Raw genomic sequence first — 22,472 nt, forward strand, 5'->3', positions numbered from 1 at the left:
GACTGGGCGCTCGGTGCCGCGATCTACCTGATGTTCCCCTCGATCGGGCCGATCTACTCGACGCCACAGCTCTTCGACGACCTCAAGCACACCTACGTCACCGACCTGGCCAACAGCATGTGGGCCGACCGGGTGACGGTCCTCGCGGACCCCCGGGCAGCCGACGGTCTGCAGACGATCGCGGCGTTCGCCTCGCTGCACGTCGGCATCATGGTGACGATCTGCCTGGTCGTGCGCGCCATCGGGCTGCACCGCTGGATCCAGGTCGCCTCCTGGGTCTTCCTCGGCCTCACGGTCGTCTCGACGATCTACCTCGGCTGGCACTTCTCGATCGACGCGATCGCGGGCGCCGCGCTGGGTGCCCTCACCTTCTGGGCCGCGGCGTTGGCGACCGGCAACCACGTCGGACTCCGTCCCCAGCTGCGCAGCGCCGACGTGCCGGAGCCGGTCGTCGCCCCTGCCACCGTGCCGGTCAAGCAGGACCAGGCCCCGCCGAGCCTCTGAGTGCCTCGGGCGACGCGCTGAGCGACAGGTCGCGCATCGAGCGGGCGTCACGCACCGCCCGCAGCACGTTGGCGGCCTCGGCCCGACCGCCCCGCAGCGGGCTCAGCAGCACGACCACGAGCGCCACCAGCCACGGCTTGAGGCGCACCGCGACGTTCTCGCCGTAGCGCAGGTGCACCACGAAGAGGTTGCGGTACATGTAGTAGCCCTTCCACCCCGCCAGGTCGTGCTGCTGGTCGAAGTCGAGCTGGCGCACGAGCACGGCGTCACGGACCGCCCAGATCCGACGACCGGTCCGGCGGGCACGCAGGGCGAGGTCGACGTCGTCGTAGAAGATGAAGTAGGCCGGGTCGGGCAACCCGATCTCCTCGATCACGCTGCGCCGCACCATGAAGCCCTCGAACGCGACGTTCTCCACCTCGACGCGCTCCGGCATCGCCGCCCGGCTCCCGAAGTCGGTCTCGACCATGCCGGTCTTGGGCTTGATCGCGAGCGGGTTGCGCAGGTCGAAGCGGGTGGCGGCCTTCTCGACCAGGCGGCCGGAGGTGTCCTCGCGCACCGAGGTCAGGCAGTCCTCGTCGGTCGCCATCAGGACGTCCAGGCAGTCGGGTGCGGGGACGACGTCGTCGTCCATCAGCCAGACGCGGTCGAAACCCTGGTCGAAGGCCGCGCGGACGCCCCGGTGGAAGCCGCCCGCCCCCCCGACGTTCTCGGGGCTGGTGATCACCTGGAGCGCCAGCGCGCCCCGGCCCTGCGCCTCGCGCAGGACCTCGGCGGTGCGGTCGGTGCTGGCGTTGTCGAGGACGATCACCGCGTCGGGCCGTCGCTCGAGAGCCTCCAGGCCCGCGAGCATGCCGACCAGCAGGTCGGCGCGGTTGAAGGTCACGACGACGATCGCGACGGTCTCGGCCGGGGCGCGGGTCCCGCTCATGCGAGGAACCTCCGGTGCCCGGTGAAGTCGCCACGCAGCCCGGCGTACGCCGCCCGCGCGCTGAGCGCCACCCGCGCGGGTCGCGGGCGGGTGACCAGGTAGAACCACACGGTCTTGACCCAGAACATCAGCACGTGCGGCCAGCCGCGGTAGGTGCGCAGGTTGAGGGTGTTGTTGCGGGCCATGCAGTAGTGCTTGAGGTCGCTGGGGCTGTGGTTGTAGGTCGTGCGGCCGCCCATCATGGGCGTCCCGAGCTCGCCGACGCTGGGGTGGTGCACCCGCGCTCCGACGACGGTGGCCACGCGGGCCCCGGCGGCGCGCGCCCGCCAGAGGTACTCCACGTCGTCGCCCCAGATGAAGAACTCCGCACGGGGCAGGCCGATGCGCTCGACCAGGTCGCGGTTGACGAGGACGCCGTTGAACGGGATGACGACGTCGGGCAGGACGCCGGTGTCGTCGGCGGCCGCGGTCACGTCGGCCATGGCGTGCACCACGCGGGTGCCCCCGGGCAGCCGGATCGGGAAGACCAGTCGGTCGGGAGCGGCCTCGTCGACGACGACGGGGCCCCAGAAGTCGAGGCCCTCGCGGTGCTCGAGCAGGGTCGCCAGGCACGCCGGCTCGGGCAGGCCGTCGTCGTCCATCAGCCAGGCCAGGTCGGCCCCGCGCTCCATCGCCCACGCGAGACCGTCGTGGAAGCCGCCGGCACCACCGCCGTTCTCGGCGAGGGTGCGAGCGTGGACGTCGTGCTGCTCTGCTGCCTGCTGGGCCAGCCACTCCCCCGTGCCGTCGGTCGAGGCGTTGTCGACGACGAGCACCTCGGCGACCTCGGGCACCCGGGCCAGACGCGCGACGAGGCGCTGGAGCAGCGCGAGGCGGTTGAAGGTGACGACCACGGCGACCACGCGAGGGATCGGGGCGGGTTGCTCGGTCACCCTCCAACCCTAGGGGTCAGAAGAGCGTCTCCTGCACCGAGGCGGGCTCGGGCGCGGCAGCTGCCGGCGGTGTCGCGGGACGCAGGGGCGCGAAGCGCTGGACCGGAGCGGGGCGCCAGCGCGGATCGACGTACGACGGCGCGCGGGGCCCGGTCGGCTCGCGCAACGTCAGCGCACGCACCGCGCCGCTCGCGTCGAGGCCGTGGCGGGCGAAGACGGGGCCGATGGCCTGCTCGTCGAGGGGCAGTGTCCCCGGAGTGGTGGTGAGGCCGAGGTCGACGGTGCGCACCATCGTCATGACCTCGCGGTTGAGCTGCCACTGCTCGCGCGCCTCGTCGGTGGCCAGCGTGCGGGCGCGGGCGGCGCCGACGGCCGCGGTGCAACGCTCGCCACCGGCGGCCGCGTCGGCGAACGCGTCGGCGGCGGTGCCCAGCTCGTGCAGCAGCCTGGCGGCCGTCTTGGCGCCGAAGCCGCGCACGCCGGGGAGGTTGTCGGAGGCGTCGCCGCGCAGCGCGGCCAGGTCGAGGTACTGGTCGGGGCACACACCCGCGACCATCCGCAACCGTGCGGGGTCCAGGAGCGGCGAGGCGTCGACGCCGCCGTTGAGGATGCGCAGCAGACGGGTGTGCTCGTCGACGAGGGAGAAGCTGTCCCGGTCGGAGGTCACGATCACCGTGCGGGCCCCCGTCGCGGGCGCCTGGGCCGCGACGCTCGCGAGGACGTCGTCGGCCTCGAGGCCGGTGGGCACGACGACGGCGACCCCGAGCTCGCGGAGCACCTCGACGGCTCGGTCGAGCTGCTCGTGGAGCGTGTCGGGCTTGGGCAGCCGGTGCGCCTTGTAGACCGGCCACCGCTCGCGCCGGATGCTGGAGAGCCGGTCGTCGAAGCCGACGACGACCGCGTCCGCGCAGGCACGGTCGACCGCGGCGAGCAGCTGCGCCAGCAGCCCCCGGACCGCCCACGCGGGCCGACCGTCCGGGGTGCGGAACCCCGAGCGCGCCGAGGCGTGGAAGGCTCGGTGCAGCAGGGAGTTGCCGTCGACGGCGAGGACGGTGCGCGTGGTCATCGCCGCCCAGCCTCCCACGCCGCACCGACGAGGCGCCGAGACCCGCGCAGGGGTCGGTTCAGCAGGCGGCGCCGAGGTCCTCGGCGTCGTTGGCGGCGTAGCCCTCGCTGAGCGAGCCGACGGAGCCACCGGTCACGGAGTCGGGGCTCTTCTGCTTCTTCCCGCCCTTGGCCGGGGCCGGTGCGTTGCCCTCGGCGCGGTCGATGGCCTCGGCGACCTTGCGGTGGACCAGGTCGATGTCGGGGTCGCCGGTGTTGATCATCGGCGGGACCAGCGACAGGCTCGCGATCTTCTCGCTGCGGGCCTTCAGCGCCAGCGACATGAAGGTGTCGAGCTCGGAGGCGGGCAGGTTGGTGGAGATCATCTCGCTGGAGGCCTCGGCGATGCTCTCGAAGTTCTTGACGGCCGACTGGGGGCTGATCTGCTCGAGCATGGCGTTCATGACGCACTTCTGGCGGGCCATGCGGGAGTAGTCGTCGGAGCCCTCGCGCGCCCGGGCGTACCAGAGGGTGTCGTGGCCGTCGAGCGTGCGGACACCGGGCTCGATGTAGCCGGTCACGTCGGAGCCGAGGCCGCCGACGGGGATCGGCTGGCGCACGTTGAGCGTGACGCCGCCGACCGCGTCGACGAGGTCCTTGAACCCCTGGAGGTTGACCATCGCCCAGTAGTTGATCGTCAGGTCGGTGATGCCCTCGATGGCCATGATCGTGGCGTCCACGCCCGGGTTGTCGGAGCCCTTGAAGAGCTCGGTGTTGTCGCCGGCCCAGGTGCTGACCCCGTTGAGGTAGCAGCCCTCGCAGTCGAAGCCGTCGGGGAACTGCTCGGCCATGACCGAGCCCTCGCGGAACGGGAAGTCGGCCATGTTGCGCGGCAGACCGATCAGCACGGTGCGGCCGGTGTCGGCGTCGATCGAGGCGATGGTCATCGAGTCGGGACGCAGGCCCCAGCGCCCGGCGCCGGAGTCGCCGCCGAGCAGCAGCACGTTGTAGCGACCGTCGTGGGCCGAGGTGGCCTCCCCGTCGCCGAACATCGTGATGATGAAGTCGCGCTGCACCCCGACCAGGTGCGCGCCGAAGAGCAGCACGCTGGCGACGCCGAAGCAGAGGACACCGTTGAAGCCGACCACGGCGCGACGGTGCGCGAGCCCCAGGGACAGCGGCTGGCCGAGTCGCCACGCGTCCATCAGCAGGGCCGCCCACCCGATGGCGCCGGCCATCAGGCCCAGGCGCAGGAACAGCAGCAGCGTGGTGTTGGTGACCATCCCGAAGACCAGCCCGCGGTCGACCAGCGCGGCGAGCAGCAGCAGGACCGTCAGCCCCATCACGCCCAACCAGACGCGCAGGGCGATCCTGCCCACCCGGCGGTTGCCGGCCATCAGCTGAGCGGATCCGGGGACGACGAGGGTCATCACCATGAGGGACATGGCTCGGCGGAACCTGACGCGGGCAGCGCGCTCGACCGTGGAGGTCATGGGACGCCTCTTTCCGTCACAGGGGGAAGAACAGTGACGCGAGCAAGTATCACCAGTCCCACGCGTCACACGCCCCGCGACGCGCCGACAGCCGCCTGGTCGACTCAGACCGACGAGCGACCCTCGTCGATCTCGGTCTTCTTGGCCAGCCGGTGCGCCCGCCGGATCTCGGCCTCGCGCAGGCGGCGCACCTCGTCGGGGGTCTCCGGCACGAGCGCCGGCACGGCCCGCGGACCGCCGTCGGCGTCGATCGCGACGAAGACGAAGTAGGCCGAGGCGACGTGCAGGCCCTCGGCCGTCGGGTCGTTCCAGGGCTGCGTCTCGACGCGCACCCCGATCTCCATCGAGGACCGCCCGGCCCAGTTGACCTGGCCGAAGGTGCGCACGATGTCGCCCACGTGCACCGGGTGCAGGAAGGCCATCTCGTCGAGGGCAGCCGTGACCGACGGCCCGCCGCTGTGCCGCTGCGCGACGGCCCCGGCGGTGGAGTCGGCGAGCTTGACGATCTCGCCGCCGTGGATGTTGCCGAGGAGGTTGGCCTCCTTGGTCGACATCATCACGGCCAGCGAGACGCGGGCGAAGGCCGGGGAGAGTGAGGGCACGTCCTGGGTCATCTGGTGGACGCTAGTGCACCGCGCGGTAGGTTCTGCGCCATGGCAGATCGTCCTGGTAAGGGCGGTCCCGAGGACGGGACCACCTACGGCTGGCTCTATGGCGGCAAGGCCGGCAAGGAGCCGCCCCCCGACGCGACCCGGGCGATCCCCCGCCAGCCGCGACCCGACGAGACGCGCGTGATGCCCACGCAGCCACGGCCCTCCCAGGCCGGCGCATCGGCGCGGACCTCGTCACCGCCGCCCCTCGCCCCGACACCGGGCGGACGTCCGCCCGCCGGTCCCGGTCGCACCAGCGGTGGCCTCGGCAGCCGGGTGCGCCGCCCGCGCTTCTGGGTGCGCTCGGTGCTGGTGCTCCTCGTCCTGTGGTTCGTCTACACCGCCGCGGTGCCGTTCTTCGCGTGGACCAAGGTCGACAAGGTCTCCTTCGAACCCGACGGTGACCGGCCCGGTGACCAGCCGGGCACGACCTACCTCATGGTCGGCAGCGACTCGCGCAAGGGACTGTCGGCCGAGGAGCGCAAGAAGCTCAGCACCGGCAACGCCACCAGCGAGCTGACCGACACGATCATGCTGCTCCACACCGGCGACGGCCCCGACGTGCTGCTCTCGATCCCGCGTGACTCCTTCGTCGAGATGCCGGGCTTCGGCCAGAGCAAGATCAACTCCGCCTACGCCCGCGGCGGACCGGAGCTGCTCGTGCGGACCATCGAGAACGAGACCGGCATCCGCATCGACGAGTACGTCGAGATCGGCCTCGGCGGGGTCGCGGGCGTCGTGGACGCGGTCGGCGGCATCGAGGTCTGCCCGAAGGAGGCGATCAAGGACAAGCTGGCCGGCCTCGACATCACCAAGGGCTGCCAGGAGGTCGACGGCACCGTCGCCCTGGCCTACTCCCGCTCGCGCAAGCAGTCGGCCTACGGCGACCTCGACCGCGTCCAGCGCCAGCGGGAGGTCGTCGCGGCGATCGGCGACAAGGTCGTCTCGCCGTGGACGGTGCTCAACCCGATCCGCTGGTGGCGCCTCAACAACTCCGTCCCCGGCTTCTTCGGCTTCGGCGAGTCGACCAGCACGGTCGATGCCGGGAAGTGGGCGCTGGCCATGACCAAGGTCGGCGGCAGCGACGGCCTGACCTGCACCATGCCGGTCACCGACGGGTCCGCCGAGACCTGGGACCGCGACCGCGCCGAGGTCATCTTCACGGCCTTCATCGAGGACAAGACCGACCAGATCACCAAGAAGCAGTGCACCCCCACCGGACTGGCAGGAGTCGGATGAGCACCTACGAGACCCTCGACTGGGCAGTGGACGACGACGGCGTCGCCACGCTGACCATCAACCGACCCGACGCGCTCAACGCGTTCGACCTCACGATGGCGCGCGAGCTGGAGCGGGTCTTCCTGACCGACGCCTGCGCCGAGGACGTGCGCGCGGTCGTCGTGACCGGGGCCGGTCGGGCCTTCTGCGCCGGCATGGACCTATCGCGCGAGGGCAACGTCTTCGGCCTCGACGAGTCGGTGACCCCCACGCCCGAGGACCTGCGCGCCCACCTCACGGAGGCGCCCTTCCACGACGACATCCGCGACACCGGTGGCCGCGTGACGCTGGCGATCCACGCCCTGCCCAAGCCGGTCATCGCCGCGATCAACGGCCCGGCCGTCGGCATCGGGGCGACCATGACGCTCGCCATGGACCTGCGCCTGGCCTCGACGAAGGCGCGCATCGGCTTCGTCTTCGGTCGCCTCGGCATCGTGCCCGAGGCGTGCTCCTCGTGGTTCCTGCCACGCATCGTCGGCATCCAGCAGGCGCTGGAGTGGGTCTACTCCGCCGACATCCTGACCGCCGAGCAGGCGCTCACCGGCCGGCTGCTGCGCAGCGTCCACGAGCCCGACGACCTGCTGCCGGCCGCCCAGGAGCTCGCCCGTTCGTTCGTCGTGGACCGCTCCCCCGTCGCGCTGGCGCTCGCCAAGCAGCTGCTCTACCGCAACGGCGCTGCGGCCGACCCGCTCGAGGCGCACCTCTCCGACACGCTCGCGATGTTCTACACCTCCATCGGCGACGGCAAGGAGGGGGTCGCTGCGTTCAAGGAGAAGCGGACCCCGCGCTTCACCGGGTCGGCCTCGGACCTGCCCCGGGTCTTCGAGGACTGAGCGCGGCCGCTCTCAGGCAGCGAGGCTGCGACGCAGCTTGAGCAGGATCCCGGTCAGCAGGCGCGACACCTGCTCCTGGGTGACCCCGACATCGGCTCCGATCTGGGCCTGGGTCCGGTTCTCGAAGTAGCGCAGCTCGATGATCCGGCGGTCCCGCGGGCTCAGCGTCCCCATGAGGGGCTGCAGCGCCAGCCGGGCCTCCGTGCTCGCGAAGGCCGGGTCGAGGTCACCGAGGCGTTCGTGGGGTGCCTCCGCGTCGTCGTCCTGCGCGGCCCGGGGGGCGTCGAGGGACACCGGCGAGAAGCACCCGGTGGCGTTGAGCGAGTCCAGGACCAGCGCGAGCGGCACGTCGAGGTGCACCGCCACCTCCGAGGGACGGGGACTGCGACCCAGGTCCTGGCAGAGCTCGGCCTCGGCCGCGGTGACCCGGGCCTGGAGCTCCTGCACCGAGCGAGGCGGGCGGACCGTCCAGCCGGCGTCGCGGAAGTAGCGGCGGATCTCCCCGCGCAGGGTGGGGACGGCATAGCTGAGGAAGTCATCGCCCAGCGTCGGGTCGAAGCCGCGCACGGCCTTGATCAGCCCGAGGTAGGCCACCTGGTCGAGGTCCTCGTCGGCGATCCCCCGACCGTGGTAGCGACGGGCGACGTCACCGGCCACGCCCATGTTGAGTCGGACGACCTCGTTCTCGTAGCGCTCGCGCGCCTCGCCCTCGCTGGCCCGCGCGCGGGCCAGGAGCCGGGCGGTCTCGACCCGACGGCGGCTGTCGGCGAGAGCAGGGGACACCGGGCGATCGTCGGGAGATCCCGTGCTCGGCCCCATGGTCCCCACCCCCGTGGTCGTGGCGCCCTCCAGGCACGCTGACAAGACCTCGATCGTCGCACGAGCCACGAGGGGCCACAACCGAAACACCCGGAGCCGGTCTGGACCGGCGACGTGGGGTGGTGTCGGGTCGAGGCCGCCGAAGTGGGGGGAAATCGGCGGCCTCGACCTCGCTGGCCGTACCCGTCACACCCGGCGCTATGCGCAGCGTGATCAATTCTTTACCTTTGCTTGACACCTGGAGGGACGGGCTAGGTTCGTCCCATGACCAGCTGGCAGGACCCCGTCGCGGTCCGCTTCATGCTCGACGACTGCGACACCTGGGCGGTGGTCGGACTGTCCGGTGACCCCGGCCGGACGGCGTACTCCATCGCCGCACTGCTGCAGGAGCGCGGCAAGCGGATCGTGCCGATCCACCCGAGCGCTGCAGACGGCGAGCTCGAGGTGCTCGGCGAGAAGGCGTACGCCGCCCTCGACCAGGTGCCGTTCCCCATCGACGTGGTCGACGTGTTCCGCCGCTCGGAGTCGGCCGGGGAGTTCGCCGACCAGGCGGTCGCCGTGGGAGCTCGGGCCGTGTGGTTCCAGCTGGGGGTCGTCGACGAGGCGGCCTTCGAGCGGACGACCACCGCGGGGGTGCCGATGGTGATGGACACCTGCCCGGCGATCGAGTGGCGCAAGCGCTGAGGCGCACCGTCGGTGGAGCACTGCTGCTGACGCAGCCGCTCGTCATCGCGGTGCAGCTCCTCGTCGCGACCCGGTGGAGCGCCGGTGACTACGACCTGAGGGTCAACACCATCAGCGACCTGGGCGCCGTCTCGTGCACCACCATCGGCGCGGCCTACGGGCCGGTCGCCGTCTGCTCGCCCTGGCACGCGCTGATGAATGCCGCGTTCGTCGTGATCGGCGCCTGCCTGGCGCTCGGGGCGGTGCTGGTCTCCCGCGACCTGGCCGGTCGCCGGACGACCTGGGTCGCCGGCCTGCTGCTCGTCGTCTCGGGGGTGAGCTCGCTGGCCGTCGGACTCGCACCGCTCGACAGCCAGCCCGAAGCCCACACCCTGGTCGCGCTGCCGGTCTTCGTCGCCCAACCCGTCGCCCTGGTCCTCCTGGGGATCGGCTGGCGGCACGCCCTACCCCGTGTGGCCCGGGCCCTCCTGGTGGCCGGTGTCGTGGCGGCGGCCGGTGGCATCACCTTCGGCGCCACGCTGGTGCTGGGCGAGCCCGGCGGGCTCTACGAGCGGATCTCGTTGTGGAGCTGCCACCTCGGGGTCGCGCTCGTCGGCACCGTGATGATGAGAGGCCTCGTCCTCGAGGACGGCTGATCGGCACCTGAGGTGGAGGTGCGAGGCACCCGCACTTCCTAGCGTCGTCGACATGACGATCCTCCTCTCGGACCCGCGGGTCTCGGGCGTGCCGCTCCACGACCACGGCGAGCCGCTCGTCCTGCTCGACGCCTCCCTCTCCCCCAGCCGCCAGCTCGTACGCCGGGAGGTGGCAGCCCGGCTCACCGCCGCTGCCGGGTCGCTGCCGGCGGGCATCGGCCTGCTCGTCGTCGAGGGGCACCGACCGCTGGCCGCCCAGCAGGCCATCGTCGCGTCGTACTCCGCCGCGGTGCGGCGCGACCACCCGCTCGCCGACGAGGACGAGGTGCACCGGCTGACCAGCCGCTTCGTGTCACCGGTCGCGGTGGCGCCGCACGTGGCCGGTGCCGCGGTGGACCTCACGCTGGTCGACGCGACGGGCGAGGAGCTCGACCTGGGCACCCCCATCGACGCGACCCCGGAGCAGAGCGACGGACGGTGCTACTTCGCCGCCGACGGGATCGGGGCCGACGCCCGCGCGCACCGTCGGCTGCTGGCGCAGGTGCTGGGTGGTGCGGGGCTGGTGAACTACCCCACCGAGTGGTGGCACTGGAGCTTCGGCGACCGCTACTGGGCGCTGGTCACCGGCGCCCCGCATGCGCTCTACGGGCCGGTCGACCTGGCCGTCGGCACCACCCCCGACGGCACGGTGGCGGCGTGAGCGCCCTCGCCGTCGTGGCGGCACCGACGCACCACGGCGCCCGGCTCACGGTCGACCTGGCCGCGGTCGCCGCCAACACGCGGGTCTTCGCGGGACGCACCCACGGCGCGCTGATGGCGGTCGTGAAGGCCGACGGCTTCGGCCACGGGGCCGTCGACGTCGCGCGGACCGCGCTCGCCCACGGCGCCTCCTGGCTCGGCGTCACGAGCCTGGAGGAGGCCTTCGCGCTGCGGGACGCCGGGCTGCGCGCACCGGTGCTCAGCTGGCTCAACGCGGTCGACGCCGACTTCTCCGGGGCGATCGCCGCCGCGGTCGACGTGGCGGTGCCGAGCCGCGAGCACCTCGCGGCCGTGCTGCGCGGCGGACAGGGCACCCGACGGGGCACCCGACGGGGTGCCCGCGTGCACCTCCAGCTCGACACCGGCATGGCGCGAGACGGCGCGTCCCCTTCCGACTGGGCCGGCCTGTGCCGCGCGGCGCGTCGCGCCGAGCGTGCGGGTCAGCTGCACGTGGTCGGCATCATGGGGCACCTCGGGTGCGCCGACGACCCCGACGACCCGGACAACCGGGCCGGTCGGGCGCGCTTCGCGTGGGGTCTCGCGGTCGCCCGCCAGGCCGGGCTGCGGCCGCCGCTGCGACACCTCGCCGCGACCTCGGCCACGCTGACGGACCCACTCAGCCACCACACGATGAGCCGCGTCGGCGCCGGGCTGGTCGGCATCGACCCGTCCCGCTCGACGGTGCTGTCCCCCGCGATGACGCTGACCGCGCCGGTCGTGGGCGTGCGCCGGGTGCGCGCCGGCACCCCGGTCGGCTACGGCCACACCTGGACCGCACCCCGCGCCACCACCCTCGCCCTGCTGCCCCTCGGCTACGCCGACGGACTGCCGCGCGCCGCCGGCCCCCGTGCCGAGGTCCTGCTGCGTGGACGCCGGCACCGGCTCGTCGGGCGGGTCTCGATGGACCAGGTGGTCGTCGACGTCGGCGAGGACGCGGTGGTCGTCGGTGAGACCGCGGTGGTCTTCGGACCCGGAGGCTCGGGCGAGCCGACGGTCGCCGAGTGGGCGGCCTGGGCCGACACCATCGAGCACGAGATCGTCACGGGCATCGGCTCCCGGGTGGTGCGCGCATGAGCCCCCGGTCCCCCGGCAGGACCCGGGTCGCCGTCATCGGCGGCGGACGCTCCTGCGAGCACGACGTCTCCACCGCCTCGGCCGCGAGCGTGGCCGCGGCGCTCGACCCCACGTCGTACGACGTGGTGCGCGTGAGCATCGACCCGCACGGCACGTGGCTGGACGGCTGCGGCCGCCCGATCGGGCTCGCCGGGGCCGCGCACGTGCTGCGCGGCTGCGACGTCGTGCTGCCCGTGGTCCACGGACCCCACGGCGAGGACGGCACGCTGGCCGCGCTCTGCGAGCTGGCGGGGCTTCCCTACGTCGGGTCGGGCGTCGGGGCCGGCGCGGTCGCGATGGACAAGTGGGTGACCAAGCTCGTCGCCGGCGCGGTCGGCGTCGCGACGACGCCCGGCGTGCTGCTCACCGCCGCCACCGCCGGGACCTACGCCTGGACCCACGCCGTCGTCGTGAAGCCGGTCGCCGCCGGCTCGAGCCACGGGGTCTCGCTCGTGGACTCGCCGTGCGACCTGGCGCGGGCGCTGGAGTCGGCCCTCGCGATCGACACCCGCGTGCTCGTCGAGGACGTGGTCGTCGGTCGCGAGATCGACGTCGCGGTCATCGCCCGGCCCGACGGGTCGCGACTGGTCTCCCCCACCGTGGAGATCGTCGTCGACGGTCTCTTCGACCTCACCACGAAGTACGACGGCAGCGCAGACTTCCGCATCCCCGCCGTCATCACCGACGCCGAGCAGAAGGCGCTGGAGGACGCCGCGCTCGCGGTCTTCGACGCGCTCGGCTGCCGCGGCGTCGCCCGCGTCGACTTCTTCCTCACCGAGGACGGGCCGGTGCTCAACGAGGTCAACACGATGCCCGGCTTCACCGCCACCTCCCAGGTGCCGCAGATGTACGCCGCCGCCGGGCTCGCCTACCCCGACCTGCTCGACCTGCTGGTGCGCGACGCGCTCGAGGCCGCCGGCCCCCTCGAGGCGGGAGCATCGTGCGGATAGCCGGGCTCGACCTGCTGCGGGGGATCGCCGTGGCGCTGGTGGTGCTGCGCCACGCCTTCCCCTCGGTCTTCCCCGGGGCCGGCGTCGTGGGGGTGGTGATGTTCTTCGCGCTGTCGGGCTACCTCATCACCGGTCTGCTCCTCGGTGAGCTCGAGCGCGACGGCCGCGTCGACCTGCGTCGCTTCTACGCCCGCCGCGCCTGGCGGCTCGTGCCCGCGCTCCTGCTGCTGGTCGTCGGCGTGGTGCTCGTGACCGTGATCCTCGACCCCCTCGGCGACCGCGACGAGCTGCTCCGCACGGTCCTGGTCGCGCTGACGTGGACCGGCAACCTGCCTTTCACCCACGGCAGCGACGCGACCTTCCACCTGTGGACGCTGGCCACCGAGGAGCAGTTCTACCTGGTGTGGCCCGCGTGCCTGGCGCTCGCCGTCACGCGGGGCCGTGTGCCGCTCGCGCTCGCCCTCGCGGGTCTCGCATCCCTGGCCGCCTGCCTGGCGACCGTGCTGTGGCTGCGCGGGTCCCCCGACCTGGCCTACGCGCTGCCGACCTCGTGGGCGGGGTGCTTCGTGATCGGGGCCGCGACCCGCGTGCTGGCCGACCGGGTCGACGTACCTGCTCGGACGCTGGCGCTCGGCGTGCCGCTCGCCCTGCTCGGGCTGGGCGTCCTCAGCGTGGTTCCATTGCGGGGTCATGCGCTCACCTACCTGGCGGGAGGCCCGGCCATCGCGCTCCTGACCGCCGTCCTGCTGCTCTCGTGGCGCTCACGGGCGACCGTGCCCGGTCCGGCGCTCAACGCGGTGGTGTGGCTCGGGACGGTGTCCTACGCGGCCTACCTGTGGAACTACCCGTTGACGCTGTGGCTGCGCCCCCACCTCGACCTCGCCGGTCCGGTGGCGGCCGCGCTGACGGTGGTGGCTGCGGCGCTGAGCTGGCGCCTGGTCGAGGGTCCCGTGCAGCGCCTCGGAGAGCGGCGCCGGGCGCGCGAGACGGTGGTCGCGTGACCCGCGACTGGCGCGCGTGGCTCCCCGACGTCGCCCTGGGGTCGGTGATCCTCGCCCTGGGCCTGCTCGAGGCCGCCAACACCGACCTCTTCGACGTCGCCGGACAGTCCCGCACCACCCTGGTCGGGGTGGCGCTGGTGACGGCGGCCGCGGTCGCGTGCAGCCGCCGGGAGCCGGGGCTGGCGCTCAGCCTGGTGTGGGCGACGAGCGCCGTGCAGGTCCTGACCGGGTCGCCGATCATGCTCGTGCAGCTGGCCTTCGCCGTGGTCGCCTTCGGCACGGCGCGGTGGGGCCGGTCCTCGACCGTCATCGCCGCGGGCCTCTCGATCCCCACCGCGGGGTTGATCGCTGCGCTGCTCGTCGTGTCCTCCAGCTATGCCCCCTTCATCGACAGCGACAGCTATCGCTCGCTGGTGGACACCGCCTACCGCTTCGGCGACACCTGGCAGGTCGGCGCGGCCGTCATGGGCATGGGGGTGCTCGCCGTGCCGTTCCTGGCCGGGCTGGCGCTGCGCTTCAGCGAGCGCGCCCGGCACTCCGAGGTGTCGCAGGTCGCTGCCGAGGAGGAGGCCGCCCAGGCCGTCCGCGAGACCGAGCAGGCCCGCGAGATCGCCCGGCTGCGCGAGGAGCAGGCCCGCCTCGCCCGCGACGTGCACGACGTCGTCGGGCACTCCCTCGCCGTGATCCTCGCCCAGGCCGAGTCGGCGCAGTACGTCGACGACGTCGACACCGAGAAGCTCAAGGCCACGATGGCCACCATCGCCACCTCGGCCCGGTCATCGCTCCAGGACGTGCGTCAGGTGCTCACGCCATCCAGCGCCGGCGGAGCTCCCGCAGCCGGCAGCGGCGGGCTCGACGACCTGGTCGCAGGCGTGCGCGCCAGCGGCCACGAGGTCGTCTCCAGCGTGGTCGGCACGCCGCAGCCGCTACCCCCCGAGCTCGAGCAGGTCGCCTTCCGCGTGCTCCAGGAGATGCTCACCAACGCCATGAAGCACGGTCAGCGCGGCGAGCCGGTCTTCGTCGAGCGGCACTGGCCCGACGGCAGCTGGGTCGGCGAGCTGCGCATCGAGGTCCGCAACGTGGTGGCGCCCACCGCCGACCAGCCCACCGAGGCGGTCCAGGTGGCCGGAGGCCAGGGGCTCGACGGCATGCGGCGGCGACTGGAGACGGCCGGCGGCCGGCTCGACGTACGACGTCGTGCGCTGGCGGACGACGACACCTTCACCGTCACCGCGTGGGTGCCCGTGCGGGCGGTGGGCCGGTGACGATCCGGGTGCTGCTGGTCGACGACCAGGACCTCTTCCGCGAGGGGGTCTCGGTGATCGTGGGCGCCCAGGAGGGCATGGAGGTCGTCGGCTCGGCCGGCGACGGCCTCGAGGCTGTGCTGCTCGTGGAGGAGCTGGTGCCCGACGTGGTGCTGATGGACATCCGGATGCCGGAGATGGACGGTGTCGAGGCCACGCGGCAGATCTTCCTGCCCGAGCGGGTCGCACGGCGGCAGGTGCCCGTGCGCGTCATCGTGCTGACGACGTTCAACCTCGACGACCGCGCCGCGACGGCCATCCGGCACGGCGCCAGCGGCTTCCTGCTCAAGGACACCACCCCGGTGCTGCTGCGCGACGCGATCCGCACGGTCCACGCCGGCAACGCGGTGCTCGCCCCCACCGACCTGTCGACGCTGCTCGACGGGCAGTTCCGCCAGAAGGCCCCGGTGCCCGCCTCCTACCTCGGGCTCACCGACAAGGAGCGTGAGGTCTTCGCAGCCGTCGCGCGGGGGCTGTCCAACACCGAGATCGCCGCCCTGGTCTTCGCCGGGGAGTCCACGGTCAAGACTCACGTCGGGTCGATCCTGCGCAAGCTCGGCCTGCGCGACCGGGTGCAGATCGTGGTGTTCGCCCACGAGCACGGGCTCGTCTGAGCCGACACCTACGAGGGCCGCACCAGCGCCGAGGCCCGGTCGGAGGCAGCGCCGACGAGCCGCTCCAGCGGACCACGCCGCTCGAGCGCGACGAACACCGCACCGATCGCGAGCAGCACCAGCGCGTGCTGGGCGTAGGCACCCTCGTCGGGCGGCCACAGCAGCTCGGTGCGCAGCAGCACGTGCACGCTGTAGAGCGTCAGCGTCATGGTGCCGGCGCCGAGGACGATCGCGACGACCCGCTCGACGAACGTCGGCAGAGCGGCCGCGACCAGCAGGCACATCCCGATGACGACCAGGGCCGACCCCATGGTCTGCAGGAGGTCGAGGGGAGTGGTGCTGTGCGGCGCGACCACGAGCAGCCAGTCCCAGCTGCCACCCGTGGGCGTGTTGCCGAACATGCCGCCCTCGGTCTGCCGCAGGAGCCCCTCAGGCCCGGCGCCAGGCAGGCCGAGCTCCTGCGAGAGCCGCTGCGCGACGCCGGGACGCCCCAGCAGCACCCGCGAGGTGACCGTCGCTCCGACGGCCATCGCGAGCCCGACCCCCACCAGCCCGAGCCGGACGGTGCGGCGACCGAGGTCGAGGCGTCCGATCCCCATCCCGAGCAGCAGGTAGGCCAGCCAGGGCACCACCGGGTAGTAGCCGGTGAACGCCAGCTCCGACAGCAGCTGCCCCGGGTCGGCGAGCTGTCCGAACGCCGGGCTGTCGTAGCCGCGCTCCGGCAGCACGGGCCGCACCACCTGGGAGACGACCGGTGCCAGGAGCGCCCACGCCACAGCGAGCGCGAGCAGCACCGGGGCGCGGAGCCCCACGAAGGCCAGCCCCAGCAGGAAGAGCAACCCGTAGTAGGTCAGGATCACCGCGAGCCCCGAGTCGAGCTCGCCGAGCAGCAACCCGAACGACGCGATGAGCAGCGCGCGCACCGCCAGGCCGGCCGAGCGAGCACGGCGCTCACCACCTCGCACCGGCACCCGGCGTCCGGTCATCAGCGCGAGGCTGACCCCGGCGAGCACCGCGAACAGGGCGGAGGCTCGCCCCCCGGCCAACCAGTGGGCGAAGGTCAGCCCGCCGTCGGGCCCCGTGGTCGCGACGACGTGGGTCGCCACCATGCCCAGCAGCGCCAGACACCGGGCGACGTCCAGTCCGACGAGGCGACGAGGGCTCAGAAGCCGAGCCTCCGAGCGCCGCCGCCACGGACGGCCTCGCCCCTGGTCTTGGCCTGCGTCCTCAGCTCTGCCTGGAAGTCGACCATCCTCTGCTGGAGGGCACGGTCGGAGACGCCCAGGATGCGCGCCGCCAACAGGCCGGCGTTGCGTGCGTTGCCGATCGCGACTGTCGCCACCGGCACACCGGCCGGCATCTGCACGATCGAGAGCAGCGAGTCCATGCCGTCGAGGTACTTCAACGGGACGGGGACGCCGATGACCGGGAGCGGGGTGACCGCGGCGAGCATGCCCGGCAGGTGGGCCGCTCCCCCCGCGCCGGCGATGATCACCGAGAGACCGCGACCGGCGGCATCCTTGCCGTAGGCGATCATCTCCTCGGGCATCCGGTGCGCGGAGACCACGTCGGCCTCGAAGGCGACGCCGAGCTCGCTCAGCGCCTCACCGGCCAGCTTCATCACCGGCCAGTCGGAGTCGGACCCCATCACGATGCCGACGCGGGGTTGCTCAGTCATGGTGCTCAACTCTCTCATTCACTCTCGTTGCCGAGGTCGCCGCGGAACCACGCAGCGGCGTGCCGCGCGCGCTCCAGGCACTCCTCGAGATCGTCGCCGTAGGCGTTGACGTGGCCGACCTTGCGGCCGGGGCGCAGCTCCTTGCCGTAGAGGTGCACCCGCAGGTGGGGGTCGCGGGCCATCGCGTGGGGATAGCCGTCGTAGAGCCGACCGACCCCCGCGTCGGGACCGCCGAGGATGTTGACCATGACCGTCCACCGGGCGCGTGGCGCGGGCGAGCCGAGCGGCAGGTCCATCACGGCCCGCAGGTGGTTCTCGAACTGCGAGGTCACCGCGCCGTCCTGGGTCCAGTGGCCGGTGTTGTGCGGCCGCATCGCGAGCTCGTTGACCAGCACGTGACCGTCGCTCGTCTCGAAGAGCTCGACGGCCAGGATCCCGGTCACGTCGAGGGCGCCGGCGACCCGCAGCGCGATCTGCTGGGCGTGCGCCGCGAGCTCGGGGTCGAGGTCCGGCGCCGGGGCGACGACCTCGTGGCAGATCCCGTCCTTCTGCGTGGAGGCCACGACCGGGTAGGCCGCCGCCTGACCACTCGGCGAGCGCGCCACGAGGGCCGACAGCTCACGGCGGAACGCCACCTTCTCCTCGGCGAGCAGCCCGACCCCGCTCTCGGCGGCGACCCGCAGGGGCTCGGCGCAGTCCTCGACCGTGTCGACGAACCACACCCCCTTGCCGTCGTAGCCGCCGCGGGTGGTCTTGAGGACGCACGGCAGCCCGAAGGCCTCGACCTCGGCGAGCGACGCCACCAGCGCGTTGCGGGGGCACGGCACGTCGAGCTCGGCCAGCCGGGCGCGCATGACGCCCTTGTCCTGGGCGTGCACGAGCGCCTCCGGTCCCGGCCGTACGGCGTGCCCCGCGGCCACGAGCGCGTGCAGGTGGTCGGTGGGCACGTGCTCGTGGTCGAAGGTGACCACGGCACAGCCGTCGGTCACCCGCAGCAGGGTGTCGAGGTCGGTGTAGTCCCCCACCAGCTGGTCGGGGATGACCTGGGCGGCGGAGACGCCCTCGGCCTCGGCCAGGAGGCGCAGCGGCAGGCCGAGCGCGATCGCGGGCTGGGCCATCATCCGGGCGAGCTGTCCACCGCCGATCACGGCGAGGGTCGGCGCGAGCTCTGGCACGGCGAAACCCTAGCCCCCGGGCGGGTGTCGCCTACACCGACGCCCTGCCGTGGACGGGGGTGCTGACCTCGAAGCGGAGGCCGCGCCCGCGGATGGTGGTGATCAACGTCGGTCGTCGGGTGTCGTCGCCGAGCTTGCGCCGCACCCAGCCCAGGTGCACGTCGATGGTCTTGGAGGAGCTCCAGAAGCTCGTGTGCCACACCTCGCGCATGAGCTCGTCACGCGTGACGATCTCCCCGGCCCGCGAGATCAGGGCGTGCACGAGGTCGAACTCCTTGCGCGACAGGACGACCTCGTCGGCACCTCTCCAGACGCGCCGGGTCGACGGGTCGAGCCGCACGTCCTGGACCTCCCACACGAGCCCAACGTAGGGAAACCGGTCCGCGCGTCGGGCTCCCTTGCGCGAATTGACCCCCACCGGACTAGCCCGCATTGGCTCCGGGCGCACACGGCCGAAAGCGGGTCTGCGACGCTCAGTGCCGTCGTACGGCGACGGGTTCGACGAGGCCGAAGCCGCGCACCGGACGCGCGGGCAGCCGCCGCGTCTCGAACTGGTCGACCGGCAGCAGAGCCGCGGTGGCGCCGTCGATGATGATCCGGTTGCGGCGCGCGACGGCGGTGAGCCGGGCAGCCATGTTGACCGGCGGGCCGAAGACGTCGCCCAGGCGCATGATCACCGAGCCGCTCGCCAGCCCGACGCGCACGTCGGGCATCCGGGAGTCGCGGCCGATGACGTTGATGATCCCCTCGGCGGTGTCGTAGGCGGCGATCGGGTCGTCGTTGACGAAGAGCACCGAGTCACCCAGGCTCTTGATCACGCGCCCGCGCTGGGTGGCGATCACGTCGGCGCAGCGCGACTCGAAGAGCTCGACGAGGTCGCCGACCTTCTCGCGGGAGATCTCGTTGGACAGCGCGGTGAAGCTGACGATGTCGGCGAAGCCCACGCTCACCTTGGTCGTGTGCAGGTCCTCCGGGCCGGCGCTCATCGCCTGCATCCGCACCACGGCAGCGGCCAGGTGGCGGCGCCAGGCATAGATGAGCAGCGACTCGAAGGGCTCGCTGAGGTCCTCGATCATCCGCAGGGCGGAGCCTTCCCGGGACCCGGTGGCCTCGTCGCCGGACTCGAGCTCCTCGACGCGGTGGACCAGCGCGCCGACCTCCCAGTCAGCCAGCCGGGCCATGGTCTGACCGACGCCGCGCGTGAGGTTGACCGCGAGGTCGAGGTCGAAGAGGCCGGCGTCGACCGCTCCGACCAGGGTGGCCACGGCGGCGACGTCGGCCTGCGTGAAGGCCTTCTCCCCGCCGTGCTCGGGGAAGCCCAGCGCGCGCCACAGCCGGCGCGCCTCGTCCAGCGTGATGCCGGACTGCTCCGCCACGTCGGCGGCGCTGTAGAGCGGGTCCTCGCGCAGGATCGCGCGCTCGAGGGAGTCGTCCTCAGCTTCAGCCATGCCAGCTCCGACCGGTGTCCGACGCGGTGGCCGCCCCGGTTGTCAGTGTCCTTCTTCGCGGTTGGAGGCGCCGCCGTGCAGCTCGTGGAGCAGCTCGTTGAGCCGGCGCTGGCTCTCCTCGACGCGCGGGATGTCGGGCAGCAGCACCTGGCCGTGGGTGCTGGCGTCGCTGATGACCAGCGTGCCGCAGCCCAGCATCCGGTCGATGATGCCGAGCTCGTAGGCGACGTCGCTGATCCGCGAGAGCGGGATGTCGTGACCACGCCGGGTCAGGATCCCGTGGCGTGTGATCAGCCGCCGGTTGGTGAACGTGTAGGACGCGAACCACCAGTCGAGCGTGGGCCACACGGCGAACCAGACGATCCCGACCAGCATCAGGCCCCACACGACCAGCTGAGCGGTGGAGTTGTCGACGTAGACCTGGAACGCGACGCCTCCGGCGAGGAAGACGACCAGCGCCAGGAGGGGCACGAGGAGCGCCTTGGGGTGCGTGCGGGTGCTGACGACGATGTGCTCGCCGGCGTTCAACAGCTTCTGCGAGAGGGCCACGCACGGATCATGTCACTGATCGAGCGCTCTCACGTGGACGACGTCACCAGCGGCCACGGGCGTGGGACCGTCCGGACCGTCGACGACCAGCCGACCTCCGGGGTCGACCCCGGTCGCCCGCCCGGTCAGCACGGAGCCGTCGGGGAGGTCGACCCGCACGTCCTGCCCCACGGTGACGCAGGCATCGGCGTAGGACTCGGCCAGGCGCATCCCGGTGTGGTCCCCGCCGGCCTGCCACGCGTCGTAGGCCTCGCGCAGGGTGCTGAGCACCGAGAGCAGCACCTCGGTGCGGTCTGGACCGGCGTCACCCGCCTCGATGGCCAGTGAGGTGGCTGTCGGCACCGGCAGCTCGTCGGCGCGCATGCCGACGTTGAGCCCCACCCCGACGACCGCGGCGGGGCCGTCGCTGGTCTCGATCCGCTCGATCAGGATGCCGGCGACCTTCTTGTCGCCGATGAGCACGTCGTTGGGCCACTTGACCCCGGCGTCGAAGCCCTGCGCCTTGAGCGCCTTGTCGACGGCGTAGCCGGTCAGCAACGGCAGCCACGGCCACGACCGGGTCGGGACGACGGGACGCAGCACCATCGAGAAGGTCAGGGCCGCGCCGGGCGGGGTGTCCCAGGTGCGGTCGAGCCGCCCCCGTCCCGCGGTCTGGTGCTCGGCCACGACGACGTGGCCGTCGGCGGCGCCCGCCTGGGCCCGCTGGACGGCCAGCGCGTTGGTCGAGGTGGCCGTCTCGACCACCTCGATGGTGACGTCGGGGATCTCGTCCGACCCGATGCCGGTGAGACGGGACTTGTCGAGGGGTGGGCGCGCGGCCGGGTCCGAGGTCACGCGCACTACCCTGTCGCAGCAGACGCCAAGAGGCCAGCAACAGACGGCTGACACCAGGAGAGATTCGCGTGAGCGCACAGCCCGGAGAAGGCACCGAGGTCCCGCAGGACCTCGACATCCACACGACGGCCGGCAAGCTGGCCGACCTCGAGCGACGGCTCGACGAGGCGGTCCACGCCGGCTCGGAGAAGGCCGTCGAGAAGCAGCACGCCAAGGGCCGCTGGACCGCCCGCGAGCGCATCGAGCACCTCTTCGACGAGGGCTCCTTCGTCGAGCTCGACGAGCTCGCACGGCACCGCTCGGTCGCCTTCGGGCTGGAGAAGAACCGTCCCTACGGCGACGGCGTCATCACCGGCTACGGCACGATCGACGGCCGCCAGGTCTGCGTCTTCTCGCAGGACTTCACCGTCTTCGGCGGCTCGCTCGGCGAGGTCTACGGCGAGAAGATCACCAAGGTCATGGACCTGGCGATCAAGACCGGCTGCCCGATCATCGGCATCAACGAGGGCGCCGGCGCCCGCATCCAGGAGGGTGTCGTCTCCCTGGGGCTCTACGGCGAGATCTTCCGACGCAACGTGCACGCCTCGGGGGTCATCCCGCAGATCAGCCTGATCATGGGCAACTGCGCGGGCGGTCACGTCTACTCCCCCGCGGTCACCGACTTCACGATCATGGTCGACAAGACCTCCGCGATGTTCATCACCGGGCCCGACGTCATCAAGACCGTCACCGGCGAGGACGTCTCGATGGAGGACCTCGGCGGCGCCCGCACCCACAACACCAAGTCGGGCAACGCCCACTACATGGGGGCCGACGAGGAGGACGCGCTGGAGTACACCAAGGCGCTGCTGTCCTACCTGCCCCAGAACAACCTCGACGAGTCGCCGATCTACGACGACGCCGCCGACATGGAGGTCACCGACCTCGACCGCTCGCTGGACGTGCTCATCCCCGACTCGCCCAACCAGCCCTACGACATGCACGACGTGATCACCGCGGTCCTCGACGACGAGGAGTTCCTCGAAGTCATGCCGCTCTTCGCGCCCAACCTGATCATCGGCTACGGCCGTGTCGAGGGCCGCTCGGTCGGGATCGTCGCCAACCAGCCGATGCAGTTCGCCGGCACGCTCGACATCGACGCCTCCGAGAAGGCCGCCCGCTTCGTGCGCACCTGCGACGCCTTCAACATCCCCGTCCTCACGTTCGTCGACGTGCCCGGCTTCCTGCCCGGCACCGACCAGGAG

At 72.4% G+C, this 22,472-nt stretch carries 25 protein-coding genes; 12 read left to right on the forward strand and 13 right to left on the reverse strand.

Features of this window, described 5'->3' with window-relative positions; genetic code table 11:
- The coding region (locus RMN98_RS20060) for a phosphatase PAP2 family protein (RefSeq protein ID WP_309650591.1) at nucleotides 1-504 on the forward strand (504 nt) is incomplete at its 5' end.
- Here RMN98_RS20060 and RMN98_RS20065 read toward each other — a convergent pair.
- The 5 genes from RMN98_RS20065 to RMN98_RS20085 form a co-directional block, all read right to left on the reverse strand.
- Entirely contained in the window at nucleotides 473-1,435 is a 963-nt protein-coding gene (locus RMN98_RS20065) for a glycosyltransferase family 2 protein (protein WP_309650592.1), read from the reverse strand. The genes RMN98_RS20060 and RMN98_RS20065 overlap by 32 nt on opposite strands.
- Complete coding sequence (locus RMN98_RS20070; protein WP_309650593.1) at nucleotides 1,432-2,367, reverse strand: glycosyltransferase; 936 nt, start codon at nucleotides 2,365-2,367, stop codon at nucleotides 1,432-1,434. The genes RMN98_RS20065 and RMN98_RS20070 overlap by 4 nt, the downstream gene beginning before the upstream one ends.
- A 16-nt stretch (nucleotides 2,368-2,383) precedes the next feature.
- Nucleotides 2,384-3,433: a 5'-3' exonuclease H3TH domain-containing protein gene (locus RMN98_RS20075; protein WP_309650594.1), complete on the reverse strand. Its 1,050-nt coding sequence runs from the start codon at nucleotides 3,431-3,433 to the stop codon at nucleotides 2,384-2,386.
- Nucleotides 3,434-3,491: 58 nt separating this feature from the next.
- A complete protein-coding gene (locus RMN98_RS20080) occupies nucleotides 3,492-4,904 on the reverse strand; it encodes an LCP family protein (RefSeq protein ID WP_309650595.1) in 1,413 nt (470 codons plus the stop codon).
- Between the two features lie 104 nt (nucleotides 4,905-5,008).
- Complete coding sequence (locus tag RMN98_RS20085; protein ID WP_309650596.1) at nucleotides 5,009-5,518, reverse strand: acyl-CoA thioesterase; 510 nt, start codon at nucleotides 5,516-5,518, stop codon at nucleotides 5,009-5,011.
- Nucleotides 5,519-5,557: 39 nt separating this feature from the next.
- Here RMN98_RS20085 and RMN98_RS20090 point away from each other — a divergent pair, with 39 nt between their 5' ends.
- On the forward strand, nucleotides 5,558-6,793 hold the full coding sequence (locus RMN98_RS20090) for an LCP family protein (protein ID WP_309650597.1): 1,236 nt from the start codon (nucleotides 5,558-5,560) through the stop codon (nucleotides 6,791-6,793).
- Nucleotides 6,790-7,665, forward strand: a complete 876-nt coding sequence (locus tag RMN98_RS20095) for a crotonase/enoyl-CoA hydratase family protein (RefSeq protein WP_309650598.1) — start codon at nucleotides 6,790-6,792, stop codon at nucleotides 7,663-7,665. Before RMN98_RS20090 ends, RMN98_RS20095 begins: the two co-directional genes overlap by 4 nt.
- A gap of 12 nt (nucleotides 7,666-7,677) precedes the next feature.
- Here RMN98_RS20095 and RMN98_RS20100 read toward each other — a convergent pair whose 3' ends face one another.
- On the reverse strand, nucleotides 7,678-8,448 hold the full coding sequence (locus RMN98_RS20100) for a sigma-70 family RNA polymerase sigma factor (protein WP_309650599.1): 771 nt from the start codon (nucleotides 8,446-8,448) through the stop codon (nucleotides 7,678-7,680).
- A gap of 300 nt (nucleotides 8,449-8,748) precedes the next feature.
- On the opposite strand from RMN98_RS20100, the gene RMN98_RS20105 reads away from it, so the two are divergent.
- From RMN98_RS20105 to RMN98_RS20140, 8 genes are read left to right on the forward strand one after another with little or no spacing between them, the layout of a single operon-like run.
- Complete coding sequence (locus RMN98_RS20105) at nucleotides 8,749-9,168, forward strand: CoA-binding protein (protein ID WP_309650600.1); 420 nt, start codon at nucleotides 8,749-8,751, stop codon at nucleotides 9,166-9,168.
- Complete coding sequence (locus tag RMN98_RS20110; RefSeq protein WP_309650601.1) at nucleotides 9,153-9,803, forward strand: DUF998 domain-containing protein; 651 nt, start codon at nucleotides 9,153-9,155, stop codon at nucleotides 9,801-9,803. The genes RMN98_RS20105 and RMN98_RS20110 overlap by 16 nt, the downstream gene beginning before the upstream one ends.
- 52 nt (nucleotides 9,804-9,855) lie before the next feature.
- Entirely contained in the window at nucleotides 9,856-10,503 is a 648-nt protein-coding gene (locus RMN98_RS20115) for a M15 family metallopeptidase (RefSeq protein ID WP_309650602.1), read from the forward strand.
- The gene (gene alr / locus RMN98_RS20120) at nucleotides 10,500-11,636 is read left to right on the forward strand and encodes an alanine racemase (RefSeq protein ID WP_309650603.1); all 1,137 of its coding nucleotides are present in this window, start codon (nucleotides 10,500-10,502) and stop codon (nucleotides 11,634-11,636) included. The genes RMN98_RS20115 and alr overlap by 4 nt, the downstream gene beginning before the upstream one ends.
- Entirely contained in the window at nucleotides 11,633-12,625 is a 993-nt protein-coding gene (locus tag RMN98_RS20125) for a D-alanine--D-alanine ligase family protein (RefSeq protein ID WP_309650604.1), read from the forward strand. The genes alr and RMN98_RS20125 overlap by 4 nt, the downstream gene beginning before the upstream one ends.
- On the forward strand, nucleotides 12,616-13,626 hold the full coding sequence (locus RMN98_RS20130; protein ID WP_309650605.1) for an acyltransferase: 1,011 nt from the start codon (nucleotides 12,616-12,618) through the stop codon (nucleotides 13,624-13,626). The genes RMN98_RS20125 and RMN98_RS20130 overlap by 10 nt, the downstream gene beginning before the upstream one ends.
- Nucleotides 13,623-14,891, forward strand: coding sequence for a histidine kinase (locus RMN98_RS20135; protein ID WP_309650606.1), 1,269 nt, complete (start codon nucleotides 13,623-13,625; stop codon nucleotides 14,889-14,891). The genes RMN98_RS20130 and RMN98_RS20135 overlap by 4 nt, the downstream gene beginning before the upstream one ends.
- A complete protein-coding gene (locus tag RMN98_RS20140) occupies nucleotides 14,861-15,544 on the forward strand; it encodes a response regulator transcription factor (RefSeq protein ID WP_309650607.1) in 684 nt (227 codons plus the stop codon). The genes RMN98_RS20135 and RMN98_RS20140 overlap by 31 nt, the downstream gene beginning before the upstream one ends.
- An 8-nt stretch (nucleotides 15,545-15,552) precedes the next feature.
- Here RMN98_RS20140 and RMN98_RS20145 read toward each other — a convergent pair whose 3' ends face one another.
- The 7 genes from RMN98_RS20145 to RMN98_RS20175 all read right to left on the reverse strand — a co-directional run bounded on the left by RMN98_RS20145 (nucleotide 15,553) and on the right by RMN98_RS20175 (nucleotide 21,228).
- Nucleotides 15,553-16,710, reverse strand: coding sequence for a heparan-alpha-glucosaminide N-acetyltransferase domain-containing protein (locus RMN98_RS20145; RefSeq protein ID WP_309650615.1), 1,158 nt, complete (start codon nucleotides 16,708-16,710; stop codon nucleotides 15,553-15,555).
- On the reverse strand, nucleotides 16,707-17,222 hold the full coding sequence (gene purE, locus RMN98_RS20150; RefSeq protein WP_309650608.1) for a 5-(carboxyamino)imidazole ribonucleotide mutase: 516 nt from the start codon (nucleotides 17,220-17,222) through the stop codon (nucleotides 16,707-16,709). The genes RMN98_RS20145 and purE overlap by 4 nt, the downstream gene beginning before the upstream one ends.
- Before the next feature lie 14 nt (nucleotides 17,223-17,236).
- Nucleotides 17,237-18,397, reverse strand: coding sequence for a 5-(carboxyamino)imidazole ribonucleotide synthase (locus RMN98_RS20155; RefSeq protein WP_309650609.1), 1,161 nt, complete (start codon nucleotides 18,395-18,397; stop codon nucleotides 17,237-17,239).
- Nucleotides 18,398-18,428: 31 nt separating this feature from the next.
- Complete coding sequence (locus RMN98_RS20160; RefSeq protein ID WP_309650610.1) at nucleotides 18,429-18,755, reverse strand: winged helix-turn-helix domain-containing protein; 327 nt, start codon at nucleotides 18,753-18,755, stop codon at nucleotides 18,429-18,431.
- A 115-nt stretch (nucleotides 18,756-18,870) separates the two neighbouring features.
- Nucleotides 18,871-19,845, reverse strand: a complete 975-nt coding sequence (locus RMN98_RS20165) for an adenylate/guanylate cyclase domain-containing protein (RefSeq protein WP_309650611.1) — start codon at nucleotides 19,843-19,845, stop codon at nucleotides 18,871-18,873.
- A 42-nt stretch (nucleotides 19,846-19,887) separates the two neighbouring features.
- Nucleotides 19,888-20,394, reverse strand: a complete 507-nt coding sequence (locus RMN98_RS20170; protein ID WP_309650612.1) for a PH domain-containing protein — start codon at nucleotides 20,392-20,394, stop codon at nucleotides 19,888-19,890.
- A gap of 12 nt (nucleotides 20,395-20,406) precedes the next feature.
- Nucleotides 20,407-21,228, reverse strand: a complete 822-nt coding sequence (locus RMN98_RS20175; protein ID WP_309650613.1) for a biotin--[acetyl-CoA-carboxylase] ligase — start codon at nucleotides 21,226-21,228, stop codon at nucleotides 20,407-20,409.
- 68 nt (nucleotides 21,229-21,296) lie between these two features.
- On the opposite strand from RMN98_RS20175, the gene RMN98_RS20180 reads away from it, so the two are divergent.
- Nucleotides 21,297-22,472, forward strand: a 1,176-nt coding sequence (locus tag RMN98_RS20180) for an acyl-CoA carboxylase subunit beta (protein ID WP_309650614.1), incomplete at its 3' end; no start/stop codon positions are given.

The organism is Nocardioides sp., from assembly GCF_031397825.1.
Taxonomy (GTDB): domain Bacteria; phylum Actinomycetota; class Actinomycetes; order Propionibacteriales; family Nocardioidaceae; genus Nocardioides.

Bases quoted from the DNA above. Each gene is read 5' to 3' on its own strand.
- RMN98_RS20080 (WP_309650595.1), bottom strand. From the start codon at position 4,904: ATGACCTCCACGGTCGAGCGCGCTGCCCGCGTCAGGTTCCGCCGAGCC.
- RMN98_RS20165 (WP_309650611.1), bottom strand. From the start codon at position 19,845: ATGGCTGAAGCTGAGGACGACTCCCTCGAGCGCGCGATCCTGCGCGAG.
- RMN98_RS20085 (WP_309650596.1), bottom strand. From the start codon at position 5,518: ATGACCCAGGACGTGCCCTCACTCTCCCCGGCCTTCGCCCGCGTCTCG.
- RMN98_RS20105 (WP_309650600.1), top strand. From the start codon at position 8,749: ATGACCAGCTGGCAGGACCCCGTCGCGGTCCGCTTCATGCTCGACGAC.
- RMN98_RS20090 (WP_309650597.1), top strand. From the start codon at position 5,558: ATGGCAGATCGTCCTGGTAAGGGCGGTCCCGAGGACGGGACCACCTAC.
- purE (WP_309650608.1), bottom strand. From the start codon at position 17,222: ATGACTGAGCAACCCCGCGTCGGCATCGTGATGGGGTCCGACTCCGAC.
- RMN98_RS20125 (WP_309650604.1), top strand. From the start codon at position 11,633: ATGAGCCCCCGGTCCCCCGGCAGGACCCGGGTCGCCGTCATCGGCGGC.
- RMN98_RS20095 (WP_309650598.1), top strand. From the start codon at position 6,790: ATGAGCACCTACGAGACCCTCGACTGGGCAGTGGACGACGACGGCGTC.
- RMN98_RS20115 (WP_309650602.1), top strand. From the start codon at position 9,856: ATGACGATCCTCCTCTCGGACCCGCGGGTCTCGGGCGTGCCGCTCCAC.
- RMN98_RS20075 (WP_309650594.1), bottom strand. From the start codon at position 3,433: ATGACCACGCGCACCGTCCTCGCCGTCGACGGCAACTCCCTGCTGCAC.
- RMN98_RS20065 (WP_309650592.1), bottom strand. From the start codon at position 1,435: ATGAGCGGGACCCGCGCCCCGGCCGAGACCGTCGCGATCGTCGTCGTG.